This is a genomic window from Caballeronia sp. LjRoot29 (assembly GCF_964252755.1).
Classification (GTDB): Bacteria; Pseudomonadota; Gammaproteobacteria; order Burkholderiales; family Burkholderiaceae; genus Caballeronia.
Genome location: NZ_CAXUPU020000033.1, coordinates 46,635 through 68,102 on the forward strand (window position 1 = coordinate 46,635; position 21,468 = coordinate 68,102).

The 21,468-nt window shown below is 58.5% G+C and carries 17 protein-coding genes; 5 read left to right on the forward strand and 12 right to left on the reverse strand.

Annotated elements, in window-relative coordinates:
- Nucleotides 1–20 precede the first annotated feature (20 nt).
- From ACSQ83_RS28065 to ACSQ83_RS28090, 6 genes are all read right to left on the reverse strand, one after another.
- Complete coding sequence (locus ACSQ83_RS28065) at nt 21–848, reverse strand: quaternary amine ABC transporter ATP-binding protein (RefSeq protein ID WP_436230440.1); 828 nt, start codon at nt 846–848, stop codon at nt 21–23.
- A gap of 31 nt (nt 849–879) precedes the next feature.
- Nucleotides 880–1,839: an ABC transporter permease gene (locus tag ACSQ83_RS28070; RefSeq protein WP_436230458.1), complete on the reverse strand. Its 960-nt coding sequence runs from the start codon at nt 1,837–1,839 to the stop codon at nt 880–882.
- 40 nt (nt 1,840–1,879) lie between these two features.
- A complete protein-coding gene (locus ACSQ83_RS28075) occupies nt 1,880–2,917 on the reverse strand; it encodes an ABC transporter substrate-binding protein (RefSeq protein ID WP_414953353.1) in 1,038 nt (345 codons plus the stop codon).
- Between the two features lie 79 nt (nt 2,918–2,996).
- Nucleotides 2,997–3,863, reverse strand: a complete 867-nt coding sequence (locus tag ACSQ83_RS28080) for a glycine betaine ABC transporter substrate-binding protein (RefSeq protein WP_414953352.1) — start codon at nt 3,861–3,863, stop codon at nt 2,997–2,999.
- An 83-nt stretch (nt 3,864–3,946) separates the two neighbouring features.
- The gene (locus ACSQ83_RS28085; RefSeq protein WP_436230441.1) at nt 3,947–5,173 is read right to left on the reverse strand and encodes a M24 family metallopeptidase; all 1,227 of its coding nucleotides are present in this window, start codon (nt 5,171–5,173) and stop codon (nt 3,947–3,949) included.
- A 19-nt stretch (nt 5,174–5,192) separates the two neighbouring features.
- The gene (locus tag ACSQ83_RS28090) at nt 5,193–6,080 is read right to left on the reverse strand and encodes a HalD/BesD family halogenase (protein WP_414953350.1); all 888 of its coding nucleotides are present in this window, start codon (nt 6,078–6,080) and stop codon (nt 5,193–5,195) included.
- A 130-nt stretch (nt 6,081–6,210) separates the two neighbouring features.
- Between ACSQ83_RS28090 and ACSQ83_RS28095 the strand changes: the two genes are divergently transcribed.
- Nucleotides 6,211–7,113, forward strand: a complete 903-nt coding sequence (locus ACSQ83_RS28095; protein ID WP_414953349.1) for a LysR substrate-binding domain-containing protein — start codon at nt 6,211–6,213, stop codon at nt 7,111–7,113.
- Between the two features lie 970 nt (nt 7,114–8,083).
- Here ACSQ83_RS28095 and ACSQ83_RS28100 read toward each other — a convergent pair.
- Nucleotides 8,084–10,015, reverse strand: coding sequence for a potassium transporter Kup (locus ACSQ83_RS28100; protein WP_436230442.1), 1,932 nt, complete (start codon nt 10,013–10,015; stop codon nt 8,084–8,086).
- Nucleotides 10,016–10,473: 458 nt separating this feature from the next.
- Here ACSQ83_RS28100 and ACSQ83_RS28105 point away from each other — a divergent pair, with 458 nt between their 5' ends.
- Nucleotides 10,474–12,228, forward strand: a complete 1,755-nt coding sequence (locus ACSQ83_RS28105) for a S10 family peptidase (RefSeq protein WP_436230443.1) — start codon at nt 10,474–10,476, stop codon at nt 12,226–12,228.
- Between the two features lie 51 nt (nt 12,229–12,279).
- On the opposite strand, the gene ACSQ83_RS28110 is transcribed toward ACSQ83_RS28105, so the two are convergent.
- From ACSQ83_RS28110 to ACSQ83_RS28120, 3 genes are all read right to left on the reverse strand, one after another.
- Complete coding sequence (locus ACSQ83_RS28110; RefSeq protein WP_414966406.1) at nt 12,280–12,750, reverse strand: Lrp/AsnC family transcriptional regulator; 471 nt, start codon at nt 12,748–12,750, stop codon at nt 12,280–12,282.
- A gap of 114 nt (nt 12,751–12,864) precedes the next feature.
- Nucleotides 12,865–13,317 carry an ester cyclase gene (locus tag ACSQ83_RS28115; RefSeq protein ID WP_414953345.1) on the reverse strand — a complete coding sequence of 151 codons (453 nt, stop codon included), beginning with the start codon at nt 13,315–13,317 and terminating at the stop codon, nt 12,865–12,867.
- A gap of 136 nt (nt 13,318–13,453) precedes the next feature.
- Nucleotides 13,454–14,305, reverse strand: coding sequence for an oxidoreductase (locus ACSQ83_RS28120; RefSeq protein ID WP_414953344.1), 852 nt, complete (start codon nt 14,303–14,305; stop codon nt 13,454–13,456).
- A 133-nt stretch (nt 14,306–14,438) separates the two neighbouring features.
- Here ACSQ83_RS28120 and ACSQ83_RS28125 point away from each other — a divergent pair, with 133 nt between their 5' ends.
- Entirely contained in the window at nt 14,439–15,356 is a 918-nt protein-coding gene (locus ACSQ83_RS28125) for a LysR family transcriptional regulator (protein ID WP_436230444.1), read from the forward strand.
- Between the two features lie 19 nt (nt 15,357–15,375).
- Here the strand turns inward: ACSQ83_RS28125 and ACSQ83_RS28130 are convergent, their stop codons facing one another.
- Nucleotides 15,376–16,644, reverse strand: a complete 1,269-nt coding sequence (locus ACSQ83_RS28130; protein ID WP_436230445.1) for a cytochrome-c peroxidase — start codon at nt 16,642–16,644, stop codon at nt 15,376–15,378.
- A 246-nt stretch (nt 16,645–16,890) separates the two neighbouring features.
- Between ACSQ83_RS28130 and ACSQ83_RS28135 the strand changes: the two genes are divergently transcribed.
- Entirely contained in the window at nt 16,891–18,447 is a 1,557-nt protein-coding gene (locus ACSQ83_RS28135) for an acid phosphatase (protein ID WP_414953341.1), read from the forward strand.
- An 89-nt stretch (nt 18,448–18,536) separates the two neighbouring features.
- Here the strand turns inward: ACSQ83_RS28135 and ACSQ83_RS28140 are convergent, their stop codons facing one another.
- Nucleotides 18,537–20,435 carry a potassium transporter Kup gene (locus ACSQ83_RS28140; protein ID WP_414953340.1) on the reverse strand — a complete coding sequence of 633 codons (1,899 nt, stop codon included), beginning with the start codon at nt 20,433–20,435 and terminating at the stop codon, nt 18,537–18,539.
- 302 nt (nt 20,436–20,737) lie between these two features.
- On the opposite strand from ACSQ83_RS28140, the gene ACSQ83_RS28145 reads away from it, so the two are divergent.
- The gene (locus tag ACSQ83_RS28145) at nt 20,738–21,364 is read left to right on the forward strand and encodes a ParB-like protein (RefSeq protein WP_436230446.1); all 627 of its coding nucleotides are present in this window, start codon (nt 20,738–20,740) and stop codon (nt 21,362–21,364) included.
- Nucleotides 21,365–21,468: the final 104 nt, after the last annotated feature.

Sequence of the window (21,468 nt, forward strand, 5' to 3'; positions counted from 1 at the left end):
CGGCTTGTATAGGCGCTCAGTCAGCCAGCGACGCGGTCCGCCCGTCGCTCGACGAACCGGCGGACGTAGTCGTTCGCCGGGAAACGCACAATGTCTTCAGGCGTGCCTTGCTGCACGAGTTCGCCATCGCGGAGAATCGCGATCTGTGTGCCAAGGCGCAATGCTTCGTCGAGGTCGTGCGTGATGAAGACGATGGTCTTGTTCAACGTCCTCTGCAGTTCGAGCAACTGATCCTGCATCTCGGTCCGGATCAACGGATCAAGTGCCGAAAATGCTTCGTCCATCAGCAGCACTTCCGTGTCCGCCGCTAACGCACGGGCAAGCCCGACGCGCTGACGCATCCCGCCCGAGAGCTCGTCGGGGAATTTATCGCCGTAAGTATCCAGGCCTACCTTGCCGAGCCACGTACGGGCCTTCTGGTTCGCTGCATCGTGGCGTTCGCCTCTTACACGCAATGCGTACGCCGCGTTCTCCAGCACCGTTGCATGAGGCAACAGGCCGAAGTTCTGGAACACCATGCTCACGCGATGCCGCCGGAACTCGCGCAGCCCCGCTGCGTTGAGCGACAGGATGTTCTCGCCGTCGATCACGATCTCGCCCGCGCTGGGATCGATCAGCCGGTTGAAATCGCGCACGAGCGTCGACTTTCCGGACCCGGACAGGCCCATGATGACGAAGATCTGACCGGACTCGATATTCAGGTTGATGTTGTTGAGGCCGACGTTGCAACCGTTGTCGGCGAGGACATCCGCCTTCGACGCGCCGTGCCTGAGCATGTCGATCACGCGTGCGTGGGTCATCGTCGGGCCGAAGATCTTGTAGACGTTGCTGACTCGGATAGTTGTCATGTTCGCGCTCCGCTAGAGGAATAGATGAGGGTCAGACGTGACGCGACGCGGCATCACCCGCCGCTTCAGGCTCGCCTAGACCGGCGCTGCGCGCGCTCTGGCGAGCCTGCACGCGCGCCCTTCTGTTCGCGCTAAGCGCTATGCGTGCACGCCGTTCCTGCCCGTACCCCTGCGAGATCCGGTCGATGACTATCGCCAAAATCACAATGGCGATGCCCGCCTGCATGCCCTTGCCGACATCGAGTGTCTGGATGCCGGCGAGCACGTCTTCACCCAGGCCGCGCGAGCCGATCATCGATGCAATCACGACCATGGACAGTGACATCATGGTGGTCTGGTTGATCCCCGCCATGATGCTCGGCCGTGCCAGCGGCAACTGCACGCCTATCAGCATCTGGAAGCGCGTGGTGCCAAAAGAGCGCGCCGCTTCCACGACGTCACCATCGACTTGCCGGATGCCCAGGTCCGTCAGCCGGATCAGCGGCGGCAGCGAATAGATCACCGTGGCGAAGATGGCGGGCACCTTGCCAAGCCCGAAGAGCATCAGCACCGGGATCAGGTACACGAAGCTGGGCAACGTCTGCATCACATCGAGCACGGGCAACAATCCGCGGCGCACCCATCGATTCTGCGAGCACAGGATGCCAAGCGGAATCCCCAGCACGATCGACAGCACGGTTGCGACCAGCATCAGCGCGAGCGTCTGCATCAGCTTGTCCCACAGACCGAACGCGCCGATTGCATAGAGCAGCAACACGAACAACGCGGCCAGCGAGAGCTTGCGTGTGGCGTGCCAGGCGAGCAGGCCCGCGAGTATAAGAAGCAGCCACGGCGGTGTGATGCGCAAGCCGCTTTCAAGCGGCACCAGCAGGTATTTCAGCACGACCAGACTGAACGAGTGGAAGGCATCGCCATAGTTCTGGACCAGCAATGCAACCTTGTCGTTAATCGGGTCGGCAAGCGATCGATGCGGAAAGATGGACGTCATGATTTCTCTCGCTTAGAGAAGGGTCGCGTGGAAAGGCCCGTGTTCAAGTGCCCAGCTTGGCCTGCACCTTGGCCGCTACATCGGCCGGCACCCAGGTCTTCCACATCTCCGGATGCGTGCGCAGGAACGTGGTCGCCATAGCCGAGCCGTCGATCTTCTTCGATGTCATTTCAAGGATCGTACTGTTCAGGAAGTCCATCGGAAAATGGACCTTCGAGAACATCTCGATAGCTTGCGGTTCGGCTTCGCTGAAAGGCGTCGAAACCCCTACCGTCACATGCGACACCATGTATGACGAAGCACATTGCTTCGTACTGCTTTCATCGCGTAACGTCTTCCAGCAGGCGTCGTTATACGGCGGCATCTTGAGTTCGGCGAACTTGTATTTCGCCATCAGCGCAGCCGGTCCCCAGTAATAAAACACCATCGGCTTACCGCGCTGATATGCCGATTCGATCGATGCATCCAGCGCCGCGCCCGTGCCGGGGTGGAAGTTGGTGTAGGTTGCATCGAGTCCCAGCACCTTGAGCAAACGGGTGTTCACCCGTTCGCAATCCCAGCCCGTCGGGCAGTTCAGGAAACGGCCCTTCTCCGGTTCTTCATCATCGGCAAACAGCTCCTTGTATTTCGGCAGGTCGGTCACGGCAACCAGGCCAGGCGCGCTCGCTTTGATGTTGCGGGACGCGTCGCCCTTGATCACGTATTCGGGCACGAACCAGCCCTCTTTCGTGCCGCCCGGCAGCGTGTCGCCAATAAGCTTGACCTTCCCGGCGGCGACTGCTTTCGATGTGATCTCACTGCGGCCAGTCCATTGCTCGGCCCAGACCTGCACGTCGTTGCTTGCCAACGCAGTCTCGGTAGCGGCCGTGCTGCCGGGTACGACATCCGTGGCGCAGCCGTAGCCTTTTTCAAGGATTTGCCGCAACACTTCAGTCGCAAACGCGCCGCTTTCCCACGTAATGCCCGCGAAGTGCACGGTTTTGCCCGAGCTGCAGAAAGTCCCTGCGGCATGCGCAGTACCGGCGCTGGCGGCAACCACGACCAGCGCTGAAATGCTTGCTTTGAAGAATCGTTTGAGCATCGTCTTGCACCTATGGGGAGTTCGGGGGAATGGTTTTTTATCGATGGGTATGACGCGTCGGATGACCTGATAAAGCCGGCTACTTCAGCCACTGCGCCACTAGCGCCGGGTTCTTGCTGATCCACAACGACACGCCTTTCTCCGGCTGCGTGTCGCCTTCGCTGCGAATGTCATTCATCAGCGCGCCAAGCGTCTCGTCATCCATCTTCCATTGATGCAGCCAGCGCGACGCATCAGGCTGGCTGGCGGTGAAGTCCGATGCCGCTATTGCATAGATTGCGTCGGGGGACCCAAAGGTGCCCTTCGGGTCCTTGAGATAGTGCAGCTTGTATTTCGCCCACACCCAATGCGGATTCCACAAGGTCACCACAATGGGCTCCTTGCGTTGCTCGGCGCGTTGCAATGAGATCAGCATGGCCGCTTCCGACGACGGCAGCACGCTGTAGTCCAGCGCATAGTCGCCCTTGGCCTTCGCTGTGAGCTTCATCAGGCCGCTGCCCGATTCAATGCCGAAGATGGTCGGTTTGCCATCGTGGATAAATTGAGCGCCCTGTGCGTTCAACTGGTCGACGCTCTGGACCGGCACGTAGTCCGGCACCGCCAATCCGAGTTGCGCCTTGTCGAACCACGGGCCGATCTTTTCAACATGCGCCTTGACGTTGTCGTAAGGCGCCCCGTCGGCAGACGGCAACCACACTTCAAACGTGAGATCGAGCTTGCCCTGTGCCACGCCGCTATAGATGATCGCCTTGTCGCCGGGTTGCAACCTGACCGTATAGCCCTTTTGCGTCAGCAACACCTTCCACAGGTTGGCAACCGCAATATTCTCTGCCCAGTTATTCACGCCGATCGTGATCGGTTTGTCCTGCGGGCTTGAGGCGGCCCACACGGCCGAACTGCACAACAGGCATGCGTACACGAATACTTTTCTAAACAGCTTCTGCATGGCGGATTCCAGATACGGATGACGCCCGCGCGCAGCGCGGGCGGTCGATCAAAAGATGAATGCGGTCAATAGCGCTGCGAGGATCAGGCCAGCAGCCGCGCCTCGAACGGATAGTCCGAGAGCAGTTCCACGCGGCCGTCGTCGCGAATGTAGAGCTGCTCTTCCAGCTTCACACCCTCGCCGCCCGCCTCGTGTCCGATATAACTCTCGATACACAGAGTCATGCCCGGTTCGATCACGCCGTCATAACCCTTGGCCTCGTTGTCTTCCCTATGCACGATGTACGGATACTCGCCCGTCATGCCAACGCCATGAGCAAGCGCGAAATATCGGCGTGCGCGATAAGGCTCGGGAATCTTCCACGCGCGCGCGATGAACTCCTGGAAAGTCGTGCCGGCGCGCACGTTCTCCATGTTCGAATGAATCTGCTCGTACGCAAGCTGATAGAGATTCTTTTGCGCAGCCGTCGCTTGCACATCGCCGCAAAGAAACGTGCGCGAAAAATCCGCGTAGTAGCCAAAACGGCCGACCACGTCGGTATCAAGTCCGACGAGTTCGCCCGACTGGATCTTGCGCGGGCTGCTTTCCTGGAACCACGGATTGGTGCGCGGCCCCGAACTGATCAGGCGCGTTTCAATGTAGTCGCCATCGGTTGCAATGATGTGCTGATGCAGATGCGACCACAGCTCGTTCTCGCTAATGCCCGGCACGAGCGCCGCTTCCAGTTTGCGCACGCCATCTTCTGCGGCACGCAGCGAAGCGCGGATCATCTTGATTTCGTTGGACACCTTGATCGCGCGGGCGCGTTCGAGCGGCTCCTGTGCGTCGAAGACCTGATAACCGCGGGCCTGCAACGCGAACGCTGCTGCAGATGTCGCGCTTTCAATCGCGATGCGCTTGCCGCCGCCGCTTTGTTTCACCAACTCATCGATCTCTGCTGCCCAGCGCTCGGTCACCTGGCCGAGCATGTCATCGCAGAAGTAATAGGAGATCGCGGTCGCGGGACGGACTTCATCGACAGTGTCCAGACCGTCAGCCAGAAAGTCGCAACCTGCGTACTCGAACAGCACGACCTTGCCTTCTGCCGGCACGAACACATAGCGCGCCGGGTTGCGCATTGAATAGACCTGCATGTTGCGCGAGCCGGTGGCGTAGCGCATGTGAGTCGGGTCGAACAGCACTGCGGCGGTGAGATCGCGCTTCTTCAATTCACGGCGCACGGCGGCCAGCCGGTCACGTTGAATCTGCGCAATTTCGGCAGCCGTGGGTTCGCAATCTTCAGGAAGATGAGTGGGGCGAATAATCGACATGTGGGCTTTTTTGTAGGGGTTAATCAACCAGGCTATCAGCGCGAACGAGCCGTTGCTCGGCTTCCAGATGCGCTTCTGAAACACGGCCATACAACTGGCGGGTTCGTTCAAGCCGTCCGATCACGCCGGGCTTTTGCGAGTACGCAAAAATGGCGGTGTGACGCTCGACATCGCCCGCCACCTGCGTGACGCGGTGCAGCGAAAAGCGGCCCTTGAACAATTGCAGGTCGCCCGGACGCAAGGTGATGACGTTGATGGCGTCGCGGGTTTCCCCTCGTACTACGCGGCCGACGGCTTCATAGTTCTCACCTTGCGGCGTGCGAATATTCGGGCAGTATTCGAAGTCACCGCCGACGGTGGGTTGCTGCGTCATCATCGAAACAATGAATTCGTTCGTGTCGTAATGCCACGGCTGCTCGGTGCCGGGCGGCATCACGTTTTGCACCAGACCCGCATACGGATCGGCGTATTCCCAGACCCGGGTTTCTCCCAGGCAATCGGCCACGAAACGTTTCATCGCCTGGGCGACATAGATGCGATGCACGATTGCGTCTGCCGGAATCAGGTCGCGTGTCACGAAGCCGCTGGTGCGGTCCATGAAGATGCGGCGCGGATCGGCATCGGACAACGTGGGGTCATCGGCAGTGAAATAGGCGTTCACCTTACGGGTTGAAAAGTAGGTTTTTGCGGCCAGCGCGCGGCCTTCGTTGCGTGCCCGTTCCAGCGCCTCCGGGCGCAGGAAATCGTGCAGCACGGCGCTGCCGCTCGCGGCCAGCTCCGCACGGCAATTCGCCACCAGTTCGTTCAGGCGCGGGCTGTCCGGGTCATGCAGGGGATAGCGGTCGGTGTTGACGATATCGCCGAGATCAAGGCATTCGGCATCGGCAAGTAAAGCGGAGAGAACCACGGCAGGCTCCAAATCGATATTTTGGCGAGTGGATTTACGGGGCGACTTCAACAACAATCTGCGAACAGAATCTGCAAACGACTGCCCGATCTTTTGGCGGCCAATTTCTTTTGGAAAGCGAGTATTTCCGATGGATTCCATTAGCGAACCCGATTGGTCGAAGATCGCTTCACTCGATGCGGAACTCGTGCGGGCGTTTGTCGTAGTGGCCGAAAGCGGCGGTTTTACGGCGGCGGCGCGCCAGCTTCATCGCACGCAATCGACCATCAGCCTGCGTATCCGCACGCTGGAGGAGCGGCTCGGCGCGCACCTGTTTTTGCGCAATAGCCGTCATTTCGCGCTCTCAAGCGATGGCGAGAATTTCCTGATCCACGCGCGGCGGATATTGCAGGTGCAGAACGAAGCGATTGCATCACTGACGCGCGGTAGCCGCGGCAACGTGATTCGTTTTGGGCTGCCGGAAGATTATGCGGAGCTATGGCTGCCGGAATTGCTGCGGGCGTTTTATGCGTTACGGCCCGGCGCGCGGCCGCATATTCATTGCCGTACATCGCTTGAATTGCTCGAGCGGCTAGGTGCGGGTGAACTCGATCTGGCGCTAGTTGTGCGGCATGGCGAGCGCGCCGGGGGAAAACCCCTAGCGCGTCAGGAACTGGTGTGGGCAGCGCATCGCGACTTCGAGTTATGCGCCGATGCGCCGGTACCGCTCGCTCTCTTCGATGAAAGTTGTACGTATCGGCAACGCGGGTTGCAGGCGCTGACTGCTATCGGCCGGGATTATCAGCTTGTGTACACGAGCCAGAGTCCGACTGGCATTCGGATTGCCGTGAATCATGGTGCGGCGGTGACCATAATTGATCGTCGGACGCTGCCGGCGTGTTGGCGCACGTTTGGGGAATCGGATGGTCTGCCGGGGCTACCGCCCGCGGAGTTGGAGCTTCATGTCGCGCCGACCATGCGGAATGAGGCGACTCGCGATCTGAGCGCGTTGATCGAGACGCTGGTGTCGGAGCATAGCGGCGTGATGGCTTGAATGGGGGGTTTTTGCACGTTGGGGGTTGCTAGGGTTTGGTGTTAATGGTCGGGGTTATTGCTGGGTTGCGCGGGTTCTGCGTTAGCGGTCGGGTTCATTGCCGGGTTGCTGCTTTTCAGGTCTTCGCGGGTTTAGTGTTAGCTGTTCTCTTTATCACTATTAGCCACTGCGCGTGGCGGCGCGTCATTTCTTTGTCCAAAGCGACAAAGAAACGAAGCAAAGAAAACGCTTTCACCGCTCTACCCTAAGTGTCCACAGCGTGCAGTTCCATTTCATGGGTGCCCCAAAAGAACGGTGCTCGCAAGAGCCACGGATGTGTGAACCCCTCTTTCTCCGAACACGGATACCCCACGCTTCGCCACCAGTGAGTGAACCTGCCCGAACAGCACCCCGCGCTATCCGCCTAGAACCAATCACCGAATTTGTACGCATACCGAAGCATTTCGCCAACCCACCAAGAAACGAGGCTGCAGAATGCGTAGGGCCTAACCCCCGAAATGGCAGCGCAAACCGAGCAGCTAACGCGCGAAGAACCTCACCCATACAAGTGCGTGAGGCCGTGCGGATCGTGGAACACTGATGCTTGCCCGAGAGCGTACGGGGCGAAGCGTTTTACTGTCAGGATTCGCGAGAAAGAGGGGTTCACACATCCTTCGCTCTTGCGAGCACCGTGCTTTTGGGGTACCAATGAAATAAAACTGCACGCTGTGGACACTTAATTTTTAGAGAGGTGAAAGCGTTTTCTTTGCTTCGTTTCTTTGTCGCTTTGGACAAAGAAATGACGTGCCGCCACGCACAGTGGCTAATAGTGATAAAGAAAATAGCCAACATAAAACCCGCGAAGACCTAAAAAGCAGCAACCCGGCATTGACCCAAAACCACTAATCCCAGAACCCGTGCAACCCGGCGCCAACTCCGACCGCTAACCCCAGAACCTAGCATCCCGGCACTTCCCTCCCCAACCCGGCCCTCAAATCTCCACCTTCGATCCAAATTCAACCACACGATTAGTCGGCAACTTGAGATAGGCGGACACATTGCCGACGTTGTGCAACATGACGCCGAACAATCGCTCGCGCCACAATGCCATACACCTTTCCCTATCCTTCTTGGGTATCACCGTAGCGCGGCTCAGGAAGTACGATGTCTCCGATTGCTCGAACGCAAGCCCATACGCCTTGCATGCTTCGAGGGCCCGCGGCAAGTTGACCTCGTCCTTGAAGCCATAAGCGATCGTGATGTGATAGCAATCGCTACACAGCAATTTCACCGTGACGCGCTCGCGCTCCTCAATCCACGGAACCTCCTTGTTCGAGACCGTCAGGAAAACCACTCTCCGATGCAATACCTGGTTATGCATCAGATTGTTAAGCAGTGCGTGCGGTACGCCATGAGGATCTGGCGAAAGGAAAATCGCCGTCCCGTTAACCCGCACCGGCGAACGAGCCAGCAACGACTCAAGGAACGGCTTTAGCGGCGTGGTCCCCGCCCGTACCTTGGCTTCTCCCAGCATGATTTCCCATCCACGTCCCCACGTCGTCATGACGGCGAACATGAGCAGCCCGATAGCAAGCGGGAACCACCCGCCTTGCGTGATCTTGAGCAGGTTGGCGGAGAAGAACGTAGCATCAATCACAAAGAAAAACGCCGTCGCGCCCAGGCAAAGCAGCCAGTTGTAATGCCACGCATAACGAATCACGAAGAACGTAAGCACGGTCGTGATGAGCATGGTGCCGGTCACGGCAATGCCGTAAGCCGACCCCAGCGCAGTCGATGAACCGAACCCGATCACAGCCGCCACCACGGCAACCAGCAAGGTCCAGTTGATCCCCGGAACATAGATCTGCCCTATCTCCTTCACCGATGTGTACACCACATTCATGCGCGGCAGGAAGCCGAGCTGCATCGCTTGCTTGGTCATCGAATAGGTGCCTGAGATCACGGCTTGCGAGGCGATGACCGTGGCTATCGTCGACAACACGACCATGGGGTAAAGCGACCATACCGGGAACAATCGATAGAACGGGTTTTGCACAGCGGACGGATCAGACAGCAGCAACGCGCCCTGCCCGAGGTAATTCAACGCAAGTGCCGGGAACACCATGCCGAACCATGTAAGCCGGATCGGATGCGCGCCGAAGTGCCCCATGTCGGCATAGAGCGCCTCTGCGCCCGTCAGCGAGAGCACCACGGCCCCCAATGCGACGAACGCCAGCCACTGGTGATGCAGGCAAAATGCCAGCCCCGCAAGCGGGTTGAGCGCGACCAGGATATGCGGCGCGTTCATGATCTGGACGAGCCCGGCGCCGGCCAGCACGATGAACCACACCACCATGATCGGCCCGAACACCGCGCCAATGCCGGACGTCCCGTGCTTTTGCATCATGAACAACGCGATCAGCGCGGCAAGCGTGATGGGGATGACATAGGGCTTGAGGAGCGGTGTCGCGACCTGTAGTCCTTCAACCGCGCTCAGCACCGAGATAGCGGGCGTAATGACGCCATCGCCATAGAACAGGGCTGCGCCCATCACACCGACACCCAGCAGCACGCGCCGAAGCCGTGGACGATCCGCCACCGAAGACGCGGCAAGCGCCAGCAGCGCCATGATCCCGCCCTCGCCGTGGTTGTTCGCACGCAGGATGAGCGTCACGTACTTGAGCGAGACGACCACCGTCAGCGACCAGAAGATCAGCGAGACAATGCCGATCACATTCGCGGCTTCCAGCTTCAAGCCGTTGGCGGGATCGAAGACGGTTTGCAGCGTGTACAACGGACTGGTGCCGATATCGCCATAAACCACGCCAAGGGCAGCCAGCGCGAGACCCACTACGGCCGGCCGATGTGGCTGGGGCTCACCGACGTTCTCAGCGCCGGTTGCAGCGAGTGCATGTCGTCCCATGTCTCCTCCAGATGGCCGCTTCCGGGAGCCTTTGACCCTCGGGTACGGATCGTCCATCGTTTGTTCTGGTTCGATCCGAAGCTGGCTTAATTGTCAGGCGAGAAACAGTTTGTTATCTCTGGTTGTTCCAAGTATAGGAAAGCGTAAGCGGATAGGCGAACCGATCTCGTGGTCGATGGCATCGAGTGAGTGAACGGGGGAAAGTGCTAAGGGTTAACTCAAACATCATTAGCTTGTCTCTTGCTTCGAGTCGTATTTGTGACCGGAAAGCGCCTTGGCTGACACTAGGACTTCGAAATACTTACATGTGCGCTTACGGATCTTGCGTCTTGCCTCCGATGACAACAACGCTATTGACGCAACAGGTAGGCTTATCGAGAATCCAGCCTGCACCCAGAGAAACAAAAATGGCCGGGACCAAGATGCGCGCAAGTTTCTACTCAGCGGTAAGTGGCCTGATGAGCAGTCTGATAAGCGGCCTGTTCGTGCTCAGCCTTGCCGGCGGTTTGCCCTCTGCCATGGCTCAGGAAGGCGGCGCAGCACCGGCCGACACATCGGCCGCCCCCGCAGATACGCAAGCGCCGCCGAGCGCTGCCGCTTCGTCGCCTGCCGGGACGCTATCGCACCCGGACATGGCGAAGCCCTCCGCTCAAGTCAACGACCGCGCCGCATCGGATGCAAACATCAACCCCGCTCACCGCAACCGCCCAAGCGCTGCGCGAGCAGCTGCCACCACCGACACCGCCAGCGAATCGAAAGCGGACACCGTGATACCGGTCCCGCCGGAAACCACGTCGGTCACGCAGCATTCAGTCAGGCTTGACGGCCGCAAGATCGACTACACGGCAACGGCCGGCAATCTGCTTCTGCGCAACAACGCGGGGCAGGCGGAAGCCAGCGTCTTTTATGTCGCCTACATCGCGGATACGAAAAGCACGGCCGCGCGTCCCATCACGTTTCTCTTTAACGGCGGCCCGGGTGCGGGCAGCGTCTTCTTGCTGATGGGATCGTTCGGACCCAAGCGCGCACATACATCGAGTCCCGCTATCACGGCACCGGCACCTTATGTGCTCGCGGACAATCCGGACAGCCTGCTCGATACCACCGACCTGGTCTTTGTCGATGCACCCGGCGCAGGCTTCTCAAGGATCGTAGGCCACGCAACCGGCAAGCGCTTTTGGGGCGTCGATGAAGATCTGGACGCGTTCCAACACTTCATCGAACGCTACCTGAGCATCAACCAGCGCTGGAATTCACCGAAGTACTTGCTCGGTGAATCGTACGGAACAGCGCGCGCCGCCATGCTTGCGTACCGTTTGAGCCAGAACAACATTGCGTTGAACGGCGTCGTGTTGATGTCATCGATCCTTAACTCGGGCGCGCATATGGAAGGGACCGATCTGGAAAGCGAGAGCTACTTGCCGACCTACGCGGCCATTGCCTGGTACCACGACAAGATTGTCCCCAAGCCGCCAAGCTTGCCGGCGTTCCTCGACGAGGCCCGCGCGTTCGCTTCCGGCCCCTACGCGCAAGCGCTGGCAGCGGGTGATTCGCTCTCTGATTCGGATCGCGACGCAATTGCCGCACGTGTGGCGCATTACACGGGGCTCGATGTGAACTACGTCAAACAGACGCGGCTGCAAATCTGGCCATCACGGTTTCGCAAGCAACTGCTGCGAAGCGAATCGCGCACGGTGGGCCGCTACGACGCGCGATTCGAAGGCATCGACCTCGACGACGCCGACGGACGCCCCGACTACGATCCCTCGGTCACCAGCGTGTCGAGCGCTTTCGTTGCCGCGTTCCACGAACATCTTGCGCAAGACCTTCACTTCGAAGCGAAGGACGCGTATCGCGTATTCAACGATGAAGCGTTGAGGCAGTGGAACTGGAAACATCGCGCGTGGTGGGGAGAGCAGTTCCAGTTGCCCTATGCGGCCGGCGACCTCGCTGAAGCAATACGGCAAAATCCCCAGCTTCGCGTGCTGTCGGTTAACGGTTACTTCGATCTGGCGACGCCTTTCTTTCAGACCGAATACGATCTGGCCCATATGGAACTGGACCCGTCGCTGCGAGCAAACGTACAGCGCACGTATTATCCGACGGGCCACATGATCTATCTCGACGATGCAGCCCTGCATTCGCTCAAGAGGGACCTCGTGCGTTTCTATGGTGCCGGCACGGCGGAAATGCCCAAGGCTGGCTCGCAATGAATCGGTAGTAAAAGCTTGTTCGTATTCCTGATGAATTTTTGACCGATCCGCTCAAAGCAACGGCAACCCCGCATCACGCTTGACCTCGCGTAACGAAAGCGTGGACTCGACGGCCGTAACGCCGGGCAATGTACGCAATACGTCACGGAGGAACGTGCCATAGTCCTCCAGGTCTCGCGCGACAACCTGCAGCAGATAATCAGCGCTGCCAGAAATGTTGTGGCACGAAACAATCCGCGGTATGGCTTGTATTTCGCGTTCGAAGCGGTCGGCGAGTTGCCGGTCATGCACGCCAAAGCGCACCAGCGTAAATGCAAGCAGACCCAGCTTTAATGCGGATCTGGACAAGATCGCCCGATATCCCTCGATATACCCTTCCGCTTCCAGCCGTTTAAGGCGTCGAGCGCACGGCGTTTCGCTAAGGCCGACCGCTTCGGCGAGGCTCGCGTTAGTCGCGCGGCCATCGGCCTGGATCGCTATCAGGATTGAGGTGTCTATTTTGTCGAGCTGCGTATGCTCCATTCTTATCCTCCATGGAGGATAAGAATGTTAGTGCATTCCGCTAAGTCTTGGCGTTCTGCGACTAGAAATACCTAACGCGTTGATATTATCTAATTAATAACGACGCACACCGTCCTAAGCAGGACGGTTGGCCAAGCCCGGCGGCAACTCGCCGATTTGCCGGAACAAGCCCAGCCAATCCTCAAGGTGCCACGTCTTGGCAATGCGGTCATCGCGGAGTTCATGGAACGTATGAATCGCGAAATCAACCACCTTGGACGTAGCCGGAATACCCATGAGCGGTCCCGACTGCGTGCCCGTGACCTTGGCACGCACGCCGACCATGGCGTCGTGGATCAGGACATCGAGCAGGATGATTTTCATATCGGGCAGCGCACGCACGAAATCTGCGAGCATGGGTGCAATCTGCTCCACGCCGATCGATGGCGCCGATGTGCCCGGGACATATTGCCAGTCGGACGTCACGGCGGTGCGCAGGAGCTCTATATCCGCATTCTCGATGGCGCGATAAAAGCGCTCGATGACTTCTCTTGTAGCGGCATGTCCAACTTCATTCGATGCAGTCATGTTCCGTTCTCTCCGGCGCTGCGAGACGCGCATAGGCAAGCAGTCGGCCCTGCATCCCATGCCGCATTCCATCTGCACAGGAGAGGGTTTTAGCAATGATAAAGCCACCCGGCTCCCTATGCGCGACCACACTCCCTCACACCGGAAAGTCGGTCGACCGCGACAGCGCTTCCCACGTCTGAAGTTCCTGTTCGACAAACGCATGCTTCTCGCGAATCCGCGTCAAGGCGTCCGTACCCAACTGAAGCCGCAGCGGCGGATTCTCGGCTGACACCAATGTCAGCAGCGCTTGTGCAAGCCGCTTAGGGTCGCCTGGTTGTTGATGGTTATACGCTTTCGCCGACACGCGAACCTTGCCGGCGGTTTTCGCATAGTCCGCGATCACATTCTTCGCTTCCATCGCAGACGATGAATCGAGAAAGTCCGTTCGGAAATAACCTGGCTCGACGACCGTGACATGAATACCGAGCGGCGTAAGTTCCGCGTGAAGCGCTTCCGACAGCCCTTCCACTGAAAACTTGGTCGCTCCGTACACACCGAAACCCGCACCGACCCAATAACCGCCAAGTGACGACATGTTGATCACATGCCCCGAACGCTGGCTGCGCATGTGCGGCAGCACGGCGCGCGTGACGTTGAGCAGACCCATCACGTTGGTATCGAAAATATTGCGGACCTCTTCGGCGCTGCTCTCTTCAACCGCGCCCGCCAAGCCGTAACCGGCGTTGTTGACAAGCACGTCGATGCGACCGAAATGCGCCATCGCCAGCTTGACGGCTTGAAGCGCCGCCGACTCGCTGGTGACATCGAGGTCGACTGCCAGCAGGCCGGGCTGCGAGCCGAGTGCATCGATTATCGCGCTCGATTTGCGCGCGGTGGCAACCACGGCGTCACCTTGAGCGAGCGCTGCCGCAGTGATCTCGCCGCCCATTCCGCGCGATGCACCGGTGATCATCCATACGCGCCTGAAGCCTGTTTGCTGGGTCATGTCGAACCTCTCTGGTCGGAACGGCCACCGGAAATCCGGTTGCCATGACGCAAATCCTACGCATTCGATTCAGCTTGAAAAAGCGTATCGAGGTACATTCCCTATGAACCGGAAGTTCATAATGGAGCCGCGCATGGACAAGGATCTTCTCGCCGGCGTGGCCATGTTCCTGGCGGTGGCCGAGCATAAGAGCTTTACGACCGCGGCCGCTCGTTTGCAGGTTTCGCCCACGGCGGTCAGTAAATCGATCCGGCTGCTGGAACGGCGTCATGGCGTGTCGCTGTTTCAGCGCACCACCCGGAGAGTCGCGTTGACCGAGGCAGGGGTATCGCTGTTCGAGCGCCTGCGTCCGGCCGTTGAAGACATCGACAGTGCGTTTGAAGCGCTCAACAGCTTTCGCCACAACGCGTCCGGCACGCTACGCATCACGATGACCCGTTCTGCCTGCGCAGTGCTGATCGAACCGATGATCGAACAGTTTCGCGTGGCTCATCCCGACGTGCATCTGGACCTGACACTCGATGAGGGCGCCGTGGACTTAGTGGAAAGTGGTTTCGATGCCGGCGTTCGCTTGGGCGAAGCGCTTGCGAAAGACATGGTGGCTTTGCGGCTTACGCCGGATGCCGTGTGGTCGGTCGTCGGCAGCCCCGCGTATTTCGCTAAGGCGGGACGTCCTCAAACACCGCAGGACCTGATGAATCACGAAGGCATTCAGTATCGCTTCGTCAAATCGGGCGTCATTCACCGATGGGACTTTCAAGTCGAGGGCCGCAAGGTCATGATCGATATGGGCAGCCGTTTGACGGTCAACGATCGCGGCGCTTTGCTTAACTTTGCCCGCATGGGTCTTGGGCTCGCATACGTCGCGGATTTCGAAGCGAAGCGCGAGCTGGCCGCGGGCGACCTCGAACAAGTGTTGCTGCCCTTCACTCCGCCTAGCGACGGCCTCTATTTGTATTTCCCGGTCCGCACGCAATCGCAAGCAAAGCTTAGGGCATTTATCGATGCGCTAAAGCCGGCGCGCTCAGCTAAAGCAAAGGCTAAGGGCTAAAGGTTAGGCATCGTCAAGTTTATTTAGCCACCTGATACCCATCCGTCAGCGTATTCAAGAACGCGACCACGTCCTTGATTTCAGACTCGTCCAAAGCCGGCTTTTCACCGGGCTTACGATCAAATGGCGGTTCGGTATTCACATTAGCCCAATAGCGTTTCGGCAAGTCGTCGAACTTCTGGACCTTGCCATGAACGGTGGGATAAAACTTCTCGGGGTTCGTATCGCGTTGAACATAGAAGCGCACGGCTTCGTCCAGCGAGTGATAGATACCATTATGGAAAAACACCTTACGTGTAGCCACATTGCGTAATGACGGCGTCCTGAAGATGCCGCAATACTCCGACTCGCCCTTCAGGTCTTGACGCTCAGGACCGCACGCGCCAAGGTCGAAATACTTCGGGTTCTTGTTAATAGGCAGCGCCCGATTGCGCGGCACGCCCAACGCGATCAATCCAAAGTCGCTGAACTGCGGCGGCGAGCCATCCTTTGCGCGCTGGCTGATATGACATGCCGCGCAATTGCCCTTCTTCTCATCGTTGAATAGTTCCAGCCCGCGCATTTCCGCTTCGTTCAGCTTAGCCTTGCCTGCAAGAAATGCATCGAACTTGCTGGTGTACGGATAGAACTTTTGCGGCGTCTGCTCGAACGCTTCAAGCGAACGGAGGATGGCGTCGAAGGCTTTTTCGTCGTTATCGAAAATCGCGGGGCCGAACGCATCGCGCAACTCTCCCGCATACGGCGCGGCCTTCACCGCCGCGACCACTTGAGCCGGTGTACTGCCCATTTCAAACGACGACGTCAGGGGAATTCGCGCCTGATCCGCACCATGATCGACGCGGCCGTCCCAGGTCAAACCACCGGTCGGACCCGCGTCGACACTTTCGTCGCCTTCATCGTCTGAATCGTGGAAATGCTGCGTGAATTGCGGCACCGATTGCAAATAGCGCAATGACGGCACCGCGCGAAATCCCGGCCGCCGCAAGTCGCTGCCACCCAGCTGCACCGACAACGCGTTAGGCGGCCCGAACGCATGATTCGGACTATGGCACGACGCGCAAGCCAGTTTGCCGGACCCGGATAACGACGGGTCAAGGAACATCTTTTCTCCCACCGACGTCATCTGCTTAACCTGCGCGAAAACCTGCGCGCGAGTCTTCGCTTCGCCTGCGTTGTAAGACCCGGCTTGCGGCGCCGTTGAAGCAGCATGGGAATCGCAACCGGTCAGCACGATGGATGAAACACAAAGTGCGGCAAGCAGCAGCAACAGGGAGACGATGGATGGCATGTGCGTAAGGCATTGGACGGAAGCCGAAGCCTATGACGTTTGTGTGTCACATCAATGACATGACAAAATCCCTTCGTTTATCTGATGCAACCTGACATATTCTTACTTAATGAAAGAGATATTAAATGTTCCTGTCAAATACCGTTGGGACACTGCGGCACCGGCAAGAATCGCTAACGGCCTTAGCAAAGCTTAGGTGGTACTTAGCGATTCGTTAGCCGGTTCCCCAACGACAGAGACCTATCGATGAATAAGAAACTCGTCCTCGCCGTGCCACTCACGGCGTCGATCGCACTCGGCTTATACGCGTGCGGCGGCAATGACGACAACCACGCCGACCTCAACTCGGTTAAGAACATTGTCGTGATCTATGCGGAAAACCGCAGCTTCGACAACCTCTACGGCAACTTCCCGGGCGCCAACGGCTTGCAGAACGTAACAGCCGCGAGCGCGCAGCAACTTGACCGCGACGGCAGCGTGCTGGCCACGCTGCCGCCTATCTGGGGCGGTCTGACTGGCACAGGCGTGACGCCTGTGGTCACCCAGGCAATGACGGCAAACTTGCCAAACTCGCCTTTCGCTATCGACGACCCGGCAGGTTTCAACACGCCTTTGTCCTTGACGACGCGCGACCTGTATCACCGTTTCTATGAAAACCAGATGCAGATCGATGGCGGCAAGAACGACAAGTTCGCCGCGTGGGCTGACTCTGGCGGCTTCGTCATGGGTCACTACAACACCAACGCCGACAAACTGCCGCTGTACAAGATCGCCCAGCAATTCACGCTCGCCGACAACTTCTTCATGGGTGCGTTCGGCGGCTCGTTCCTGAACCACCAGTGGCTTGTTTGCGCGTGCACGCCGATCTATCCGAACGCGGACAAGAGCGTGGCATCGGGATCGATTTCATCGGTGAATGCTGACGGGGTATCGTTGAAACTGACCGCAGCATCGCCCACTTCCGCCATTACGGGCATTCCAAAGTTCGTCAACTCAGGCAACCTGACGCCGGATTTCTTTGCCATCAATACAATGCAACCCCCGTATCAGCCGAGCGGCAACACGCCGCCGACAGGTGGCGATCCGGCACTCGCCGATCCGGCTGTCGCGACCACGCTGCCGCCGCAAACGCAGACGCATATAGGCGACTTGTTGAATACCGCGAATGTTTCGTGGGCCTGGTACGGCGGCTCGTGGGGCGCGGCGTTAGCGGATCGCACGAAGATCAGCGGCTCGACAAATTCAGTGCCGAACTTCCAGACGCATCACCAGCCGTTCAACTATTTCGCCGACCTGGCGCCGGGCACGACGAACCGCACGGAGCACTTGCTGGATGGCGGCACGGACGGCGCGGGGTTCATCGCGGCAATCGATGCAGGCACCTTGCCGTCTGTTTCGTTCTATAAACCGCAGGGCAACTTGAACGAGCACGCGGGTTATACGGACGTGGCTTCGGGCGATGCGCACATCGCTAATGTGATTGCGCATTTGCAGGCTAGCCCGCAGTGGAAGAACATGGTCGTGGTCGTGACGTACGACGAAAACGGCGGGTTCTGGGATCATGTTTCGCCGCCGAAGGGCGACCGCTGGGGTCCGGGTACGCGCATTCCGGCGCTCGTGATTTCGCCGTACGCCAAGAAGGGTTTCGTCGATCACACGCAATACGATACGACGTCGATCCTGCGTTTGATCACCACGCGATACTCATTGCCGAAGCTGCCGGGTCTGACGGCACGCGACGCAGCAATGGTCGCTGCAGGCGGCAAGCCGATGGGCGATTTGACGGCGGCGCTGCAGTTCTGAAATTGAGCGCTTGCTAGCTGTGATGTATTAAAGCGCGATGGGGTTAATAACCCCATCGCGCTTTTTTCGTTCGTAGCCAGCACAGCCCTTTACATATTGATCTGGCCGCCCAATTCGACCACGCGATTGGGCGGCAAGCTGTAGTACTCCGCCGCTTGCGCCGCATTGCGGCCGAGGAATGCGAACAGCTTCTCGCGCCAAAGCGCCATCGCCTTGCTTTCACCCGTTGCACGAATCGTGTCGCGGGCGAGGAAGAACGAGGTATCGGCGGCGTCGTAGGTCCAGCCCGGAATCTGCTTCTGGATCAACGTCAGAAGCACCGGCACGTCCGGAATCTCCATGAAACCGTGACGTACCCTGACCGCATAGCAACCGTCGCCAAGGTCCTCCACTACGGCCTTATCGGCGTCCCGAACGTGGGGAACGTTGTCCGTCGTGCCCGCAAGAAAGATGTTGGTCTTGTGCAGCACGCGGTTGTGCTTGAGGTTGTGCATGAACGCCGTCGGGGTCATGCCGGCCACGCCGCCCGGGAATACGGCAGTCCCATCCACGCGCGATGGCGGATGACTGCCCCGGCATAGCGAATGAATGATTTCCTTGAGCGGCAGGTTATCTGATTTCATCCGGTCGATAAGCGTTTCGCGCCCCTTGTGCCACGTCGTCATGACCGTGAACAACGTAGCGCCCGCGAGCAGCGGAAACCAGCCGCCGTCGAGCACCTTGCTGACGTTACTCGATACGAACACTGCATCGACAACCGCAAAAGGCCCTATGACAAGTGCCGTCGCCAGTGGTTTCCAGTGCCAGAGACAATGCGTGATGAAATACATCAGCAGGGTCGTGAGCAGCATGGTGGAAGCCACAGCGATACCGTAGGCGGACGCGAGGTTATCGGATGATTTGAAGAACACCACCAGGAACACGACCGCCGCGAACAACGAGAGATTGATAAACGGTACGTACACCTGCCCAATCTCATGCGTCGACGTATGGACGATCGGAATGCGTGGCAGGAATCCAAGCTGCACGGCTTGCTTCGTCATGGAAAACGCACCCGAGATCACCGCTTGCGACGCGATAATGGTCGCGGCCGTCGCCAGGATGACGAGCGGCACCAGTCCCCAGGAGGGAGCCGACTCGAAGAACGGTTGCTTGAGGGTTTCGGGATGCATCATCACAAGCGCGCCCTGACCGAAATAGTTCATGACGAGGCTCGGCCAGACGAGGAACATCCACGCGAGGCGAATCGGCTTCTTACCGAAGTGTCCCATGTCCGCATATAAAGCTTCGCCGCCAGTGAGCGCCAGGAAAACCGAGCCCAGCACGATGAACGCAGTGCCCGGGCTATGCGTCAGGAACGATATCGCGAAGGTTGGCGAAGCCGCTTCAAGAATGACCGGATGCTGGACGATATGCGACAAGCCCAGCGCGGCCAAGGTAACGAACCACACCACCATGATCGGCCCGAAGACTTTCCCTACCGCGCTGGTGCCATGCTTTTGGATCGCGAACAAACCCGTCAGGATAACCAATGAAATTGGCACGATCCAGGCAGTGAGTTGAGCATCGATAAGCGTCACGCCCTCCACCGCCGATATGACGGAAATAGCTGGTGTAATCATGGAGTCGCCATAGAACATGGCCGCACCAAATACGCCCAGCGTTAGCAAGACATTACGCAGGCGCTCGGGAGCCACACCCGACGCCAGCGCGGTCAGCGCAAGAATGCCGCCTTCGCCGTCATTGCCGGCACGCATGACAAAGCTGACGTACTTCAGCGTGACAACGATCAGGATGGACCACAGAATCAGCGAGACGATGCCGAACACGTTGGCCTGACTGACTCCGCCCGCGGCCTTGAGGCATTCCCTCAGCGTGTAAAGCGGACTTGTCCCGATATCTCCAAATACGACACCGACAGCACCAAGCATGAGAACGGGCGCAGCTTGTACAACTTTGGTCGAAGAATTTGCGACGGATGCTGACATATGCCTTTCGCTCGATTTGTTAATCACCACCGCTAACCGGGATGGCCCACAGGCTAACCGGTTTCATCGGCATGGTCTTCAGCATTTACACCAAGCGCGTTTAAACATTCCCAGAACATCTCATAACATTCCATACAATAACCGCGAAAAATGACGAAGACTCATGTAAAGAAAATGCAAAGCGCGCACATGTACTAGCAAGAGGAGGAGCGGCACGCGCCATGCCTGCTGCTTGCGCTGACTTGTTGGCGCGCATGGCGTCGGGTACGCTTGCCACTTACTAAAGGCGCTGCGTACCCACTATGAAAAAATTAGTCAGGCTGGAATTGCAGCAGATCCATCCAACGCAGATAACCGCCGGCATGCTGGAAGTCGATGAGAAACGCAAACACTTCGCCTCCTTGCCTGCCGAAGAATTAAAGCGCGCACTCAAGGCCGTGCCTATTCCTGCCGTGTTGGGGCGCGATGGTACTCACTTCGCGACTGATCATCATCACCTTGCACGGGCTTTATTCGATGCCCAGATTAATTATGCTTACGTTGAGGTTATGGCCGACCTGTCGAAGCTGAAAGGCGATGCCTTCTGGCTGGAAATGGCGAACCGCCACTGGGTGCATCCCTATGACGAGCACGGCATCCTGCATGGCGTTGCCGCGATTCCCTCGAATGTCTCGGGGCTGATAGACGATCCGTACCGAAGCCTCGCAGCGTTTGTGCGCAATGCAGGGGGTTACATCAAGACGCCTGAACCGTTTGCCGAATTCCAGTGGGCGGACTTCTTCAGGACTCGCATCCGCTTGTGGAGTACATCGTTTCAATTCAGCGCCGCCGTGCAGCAGGGGGTGCATCTTGCCAAGAGTCCAGATGCGTTAGTGTTACCGGGGTTCTATAAGAGCAAGGTTGGTAGCGGAGCAAGCTCGCGCCCTTGAAGTTAAGCGTGATTTGCGCTGGGAACACGGCTGCAGATTTCCCCTTGATGAACAACTGGCGCACCAAAGAAAAACGCCGCTGGACCCTTTGCGAGTCCAACGGC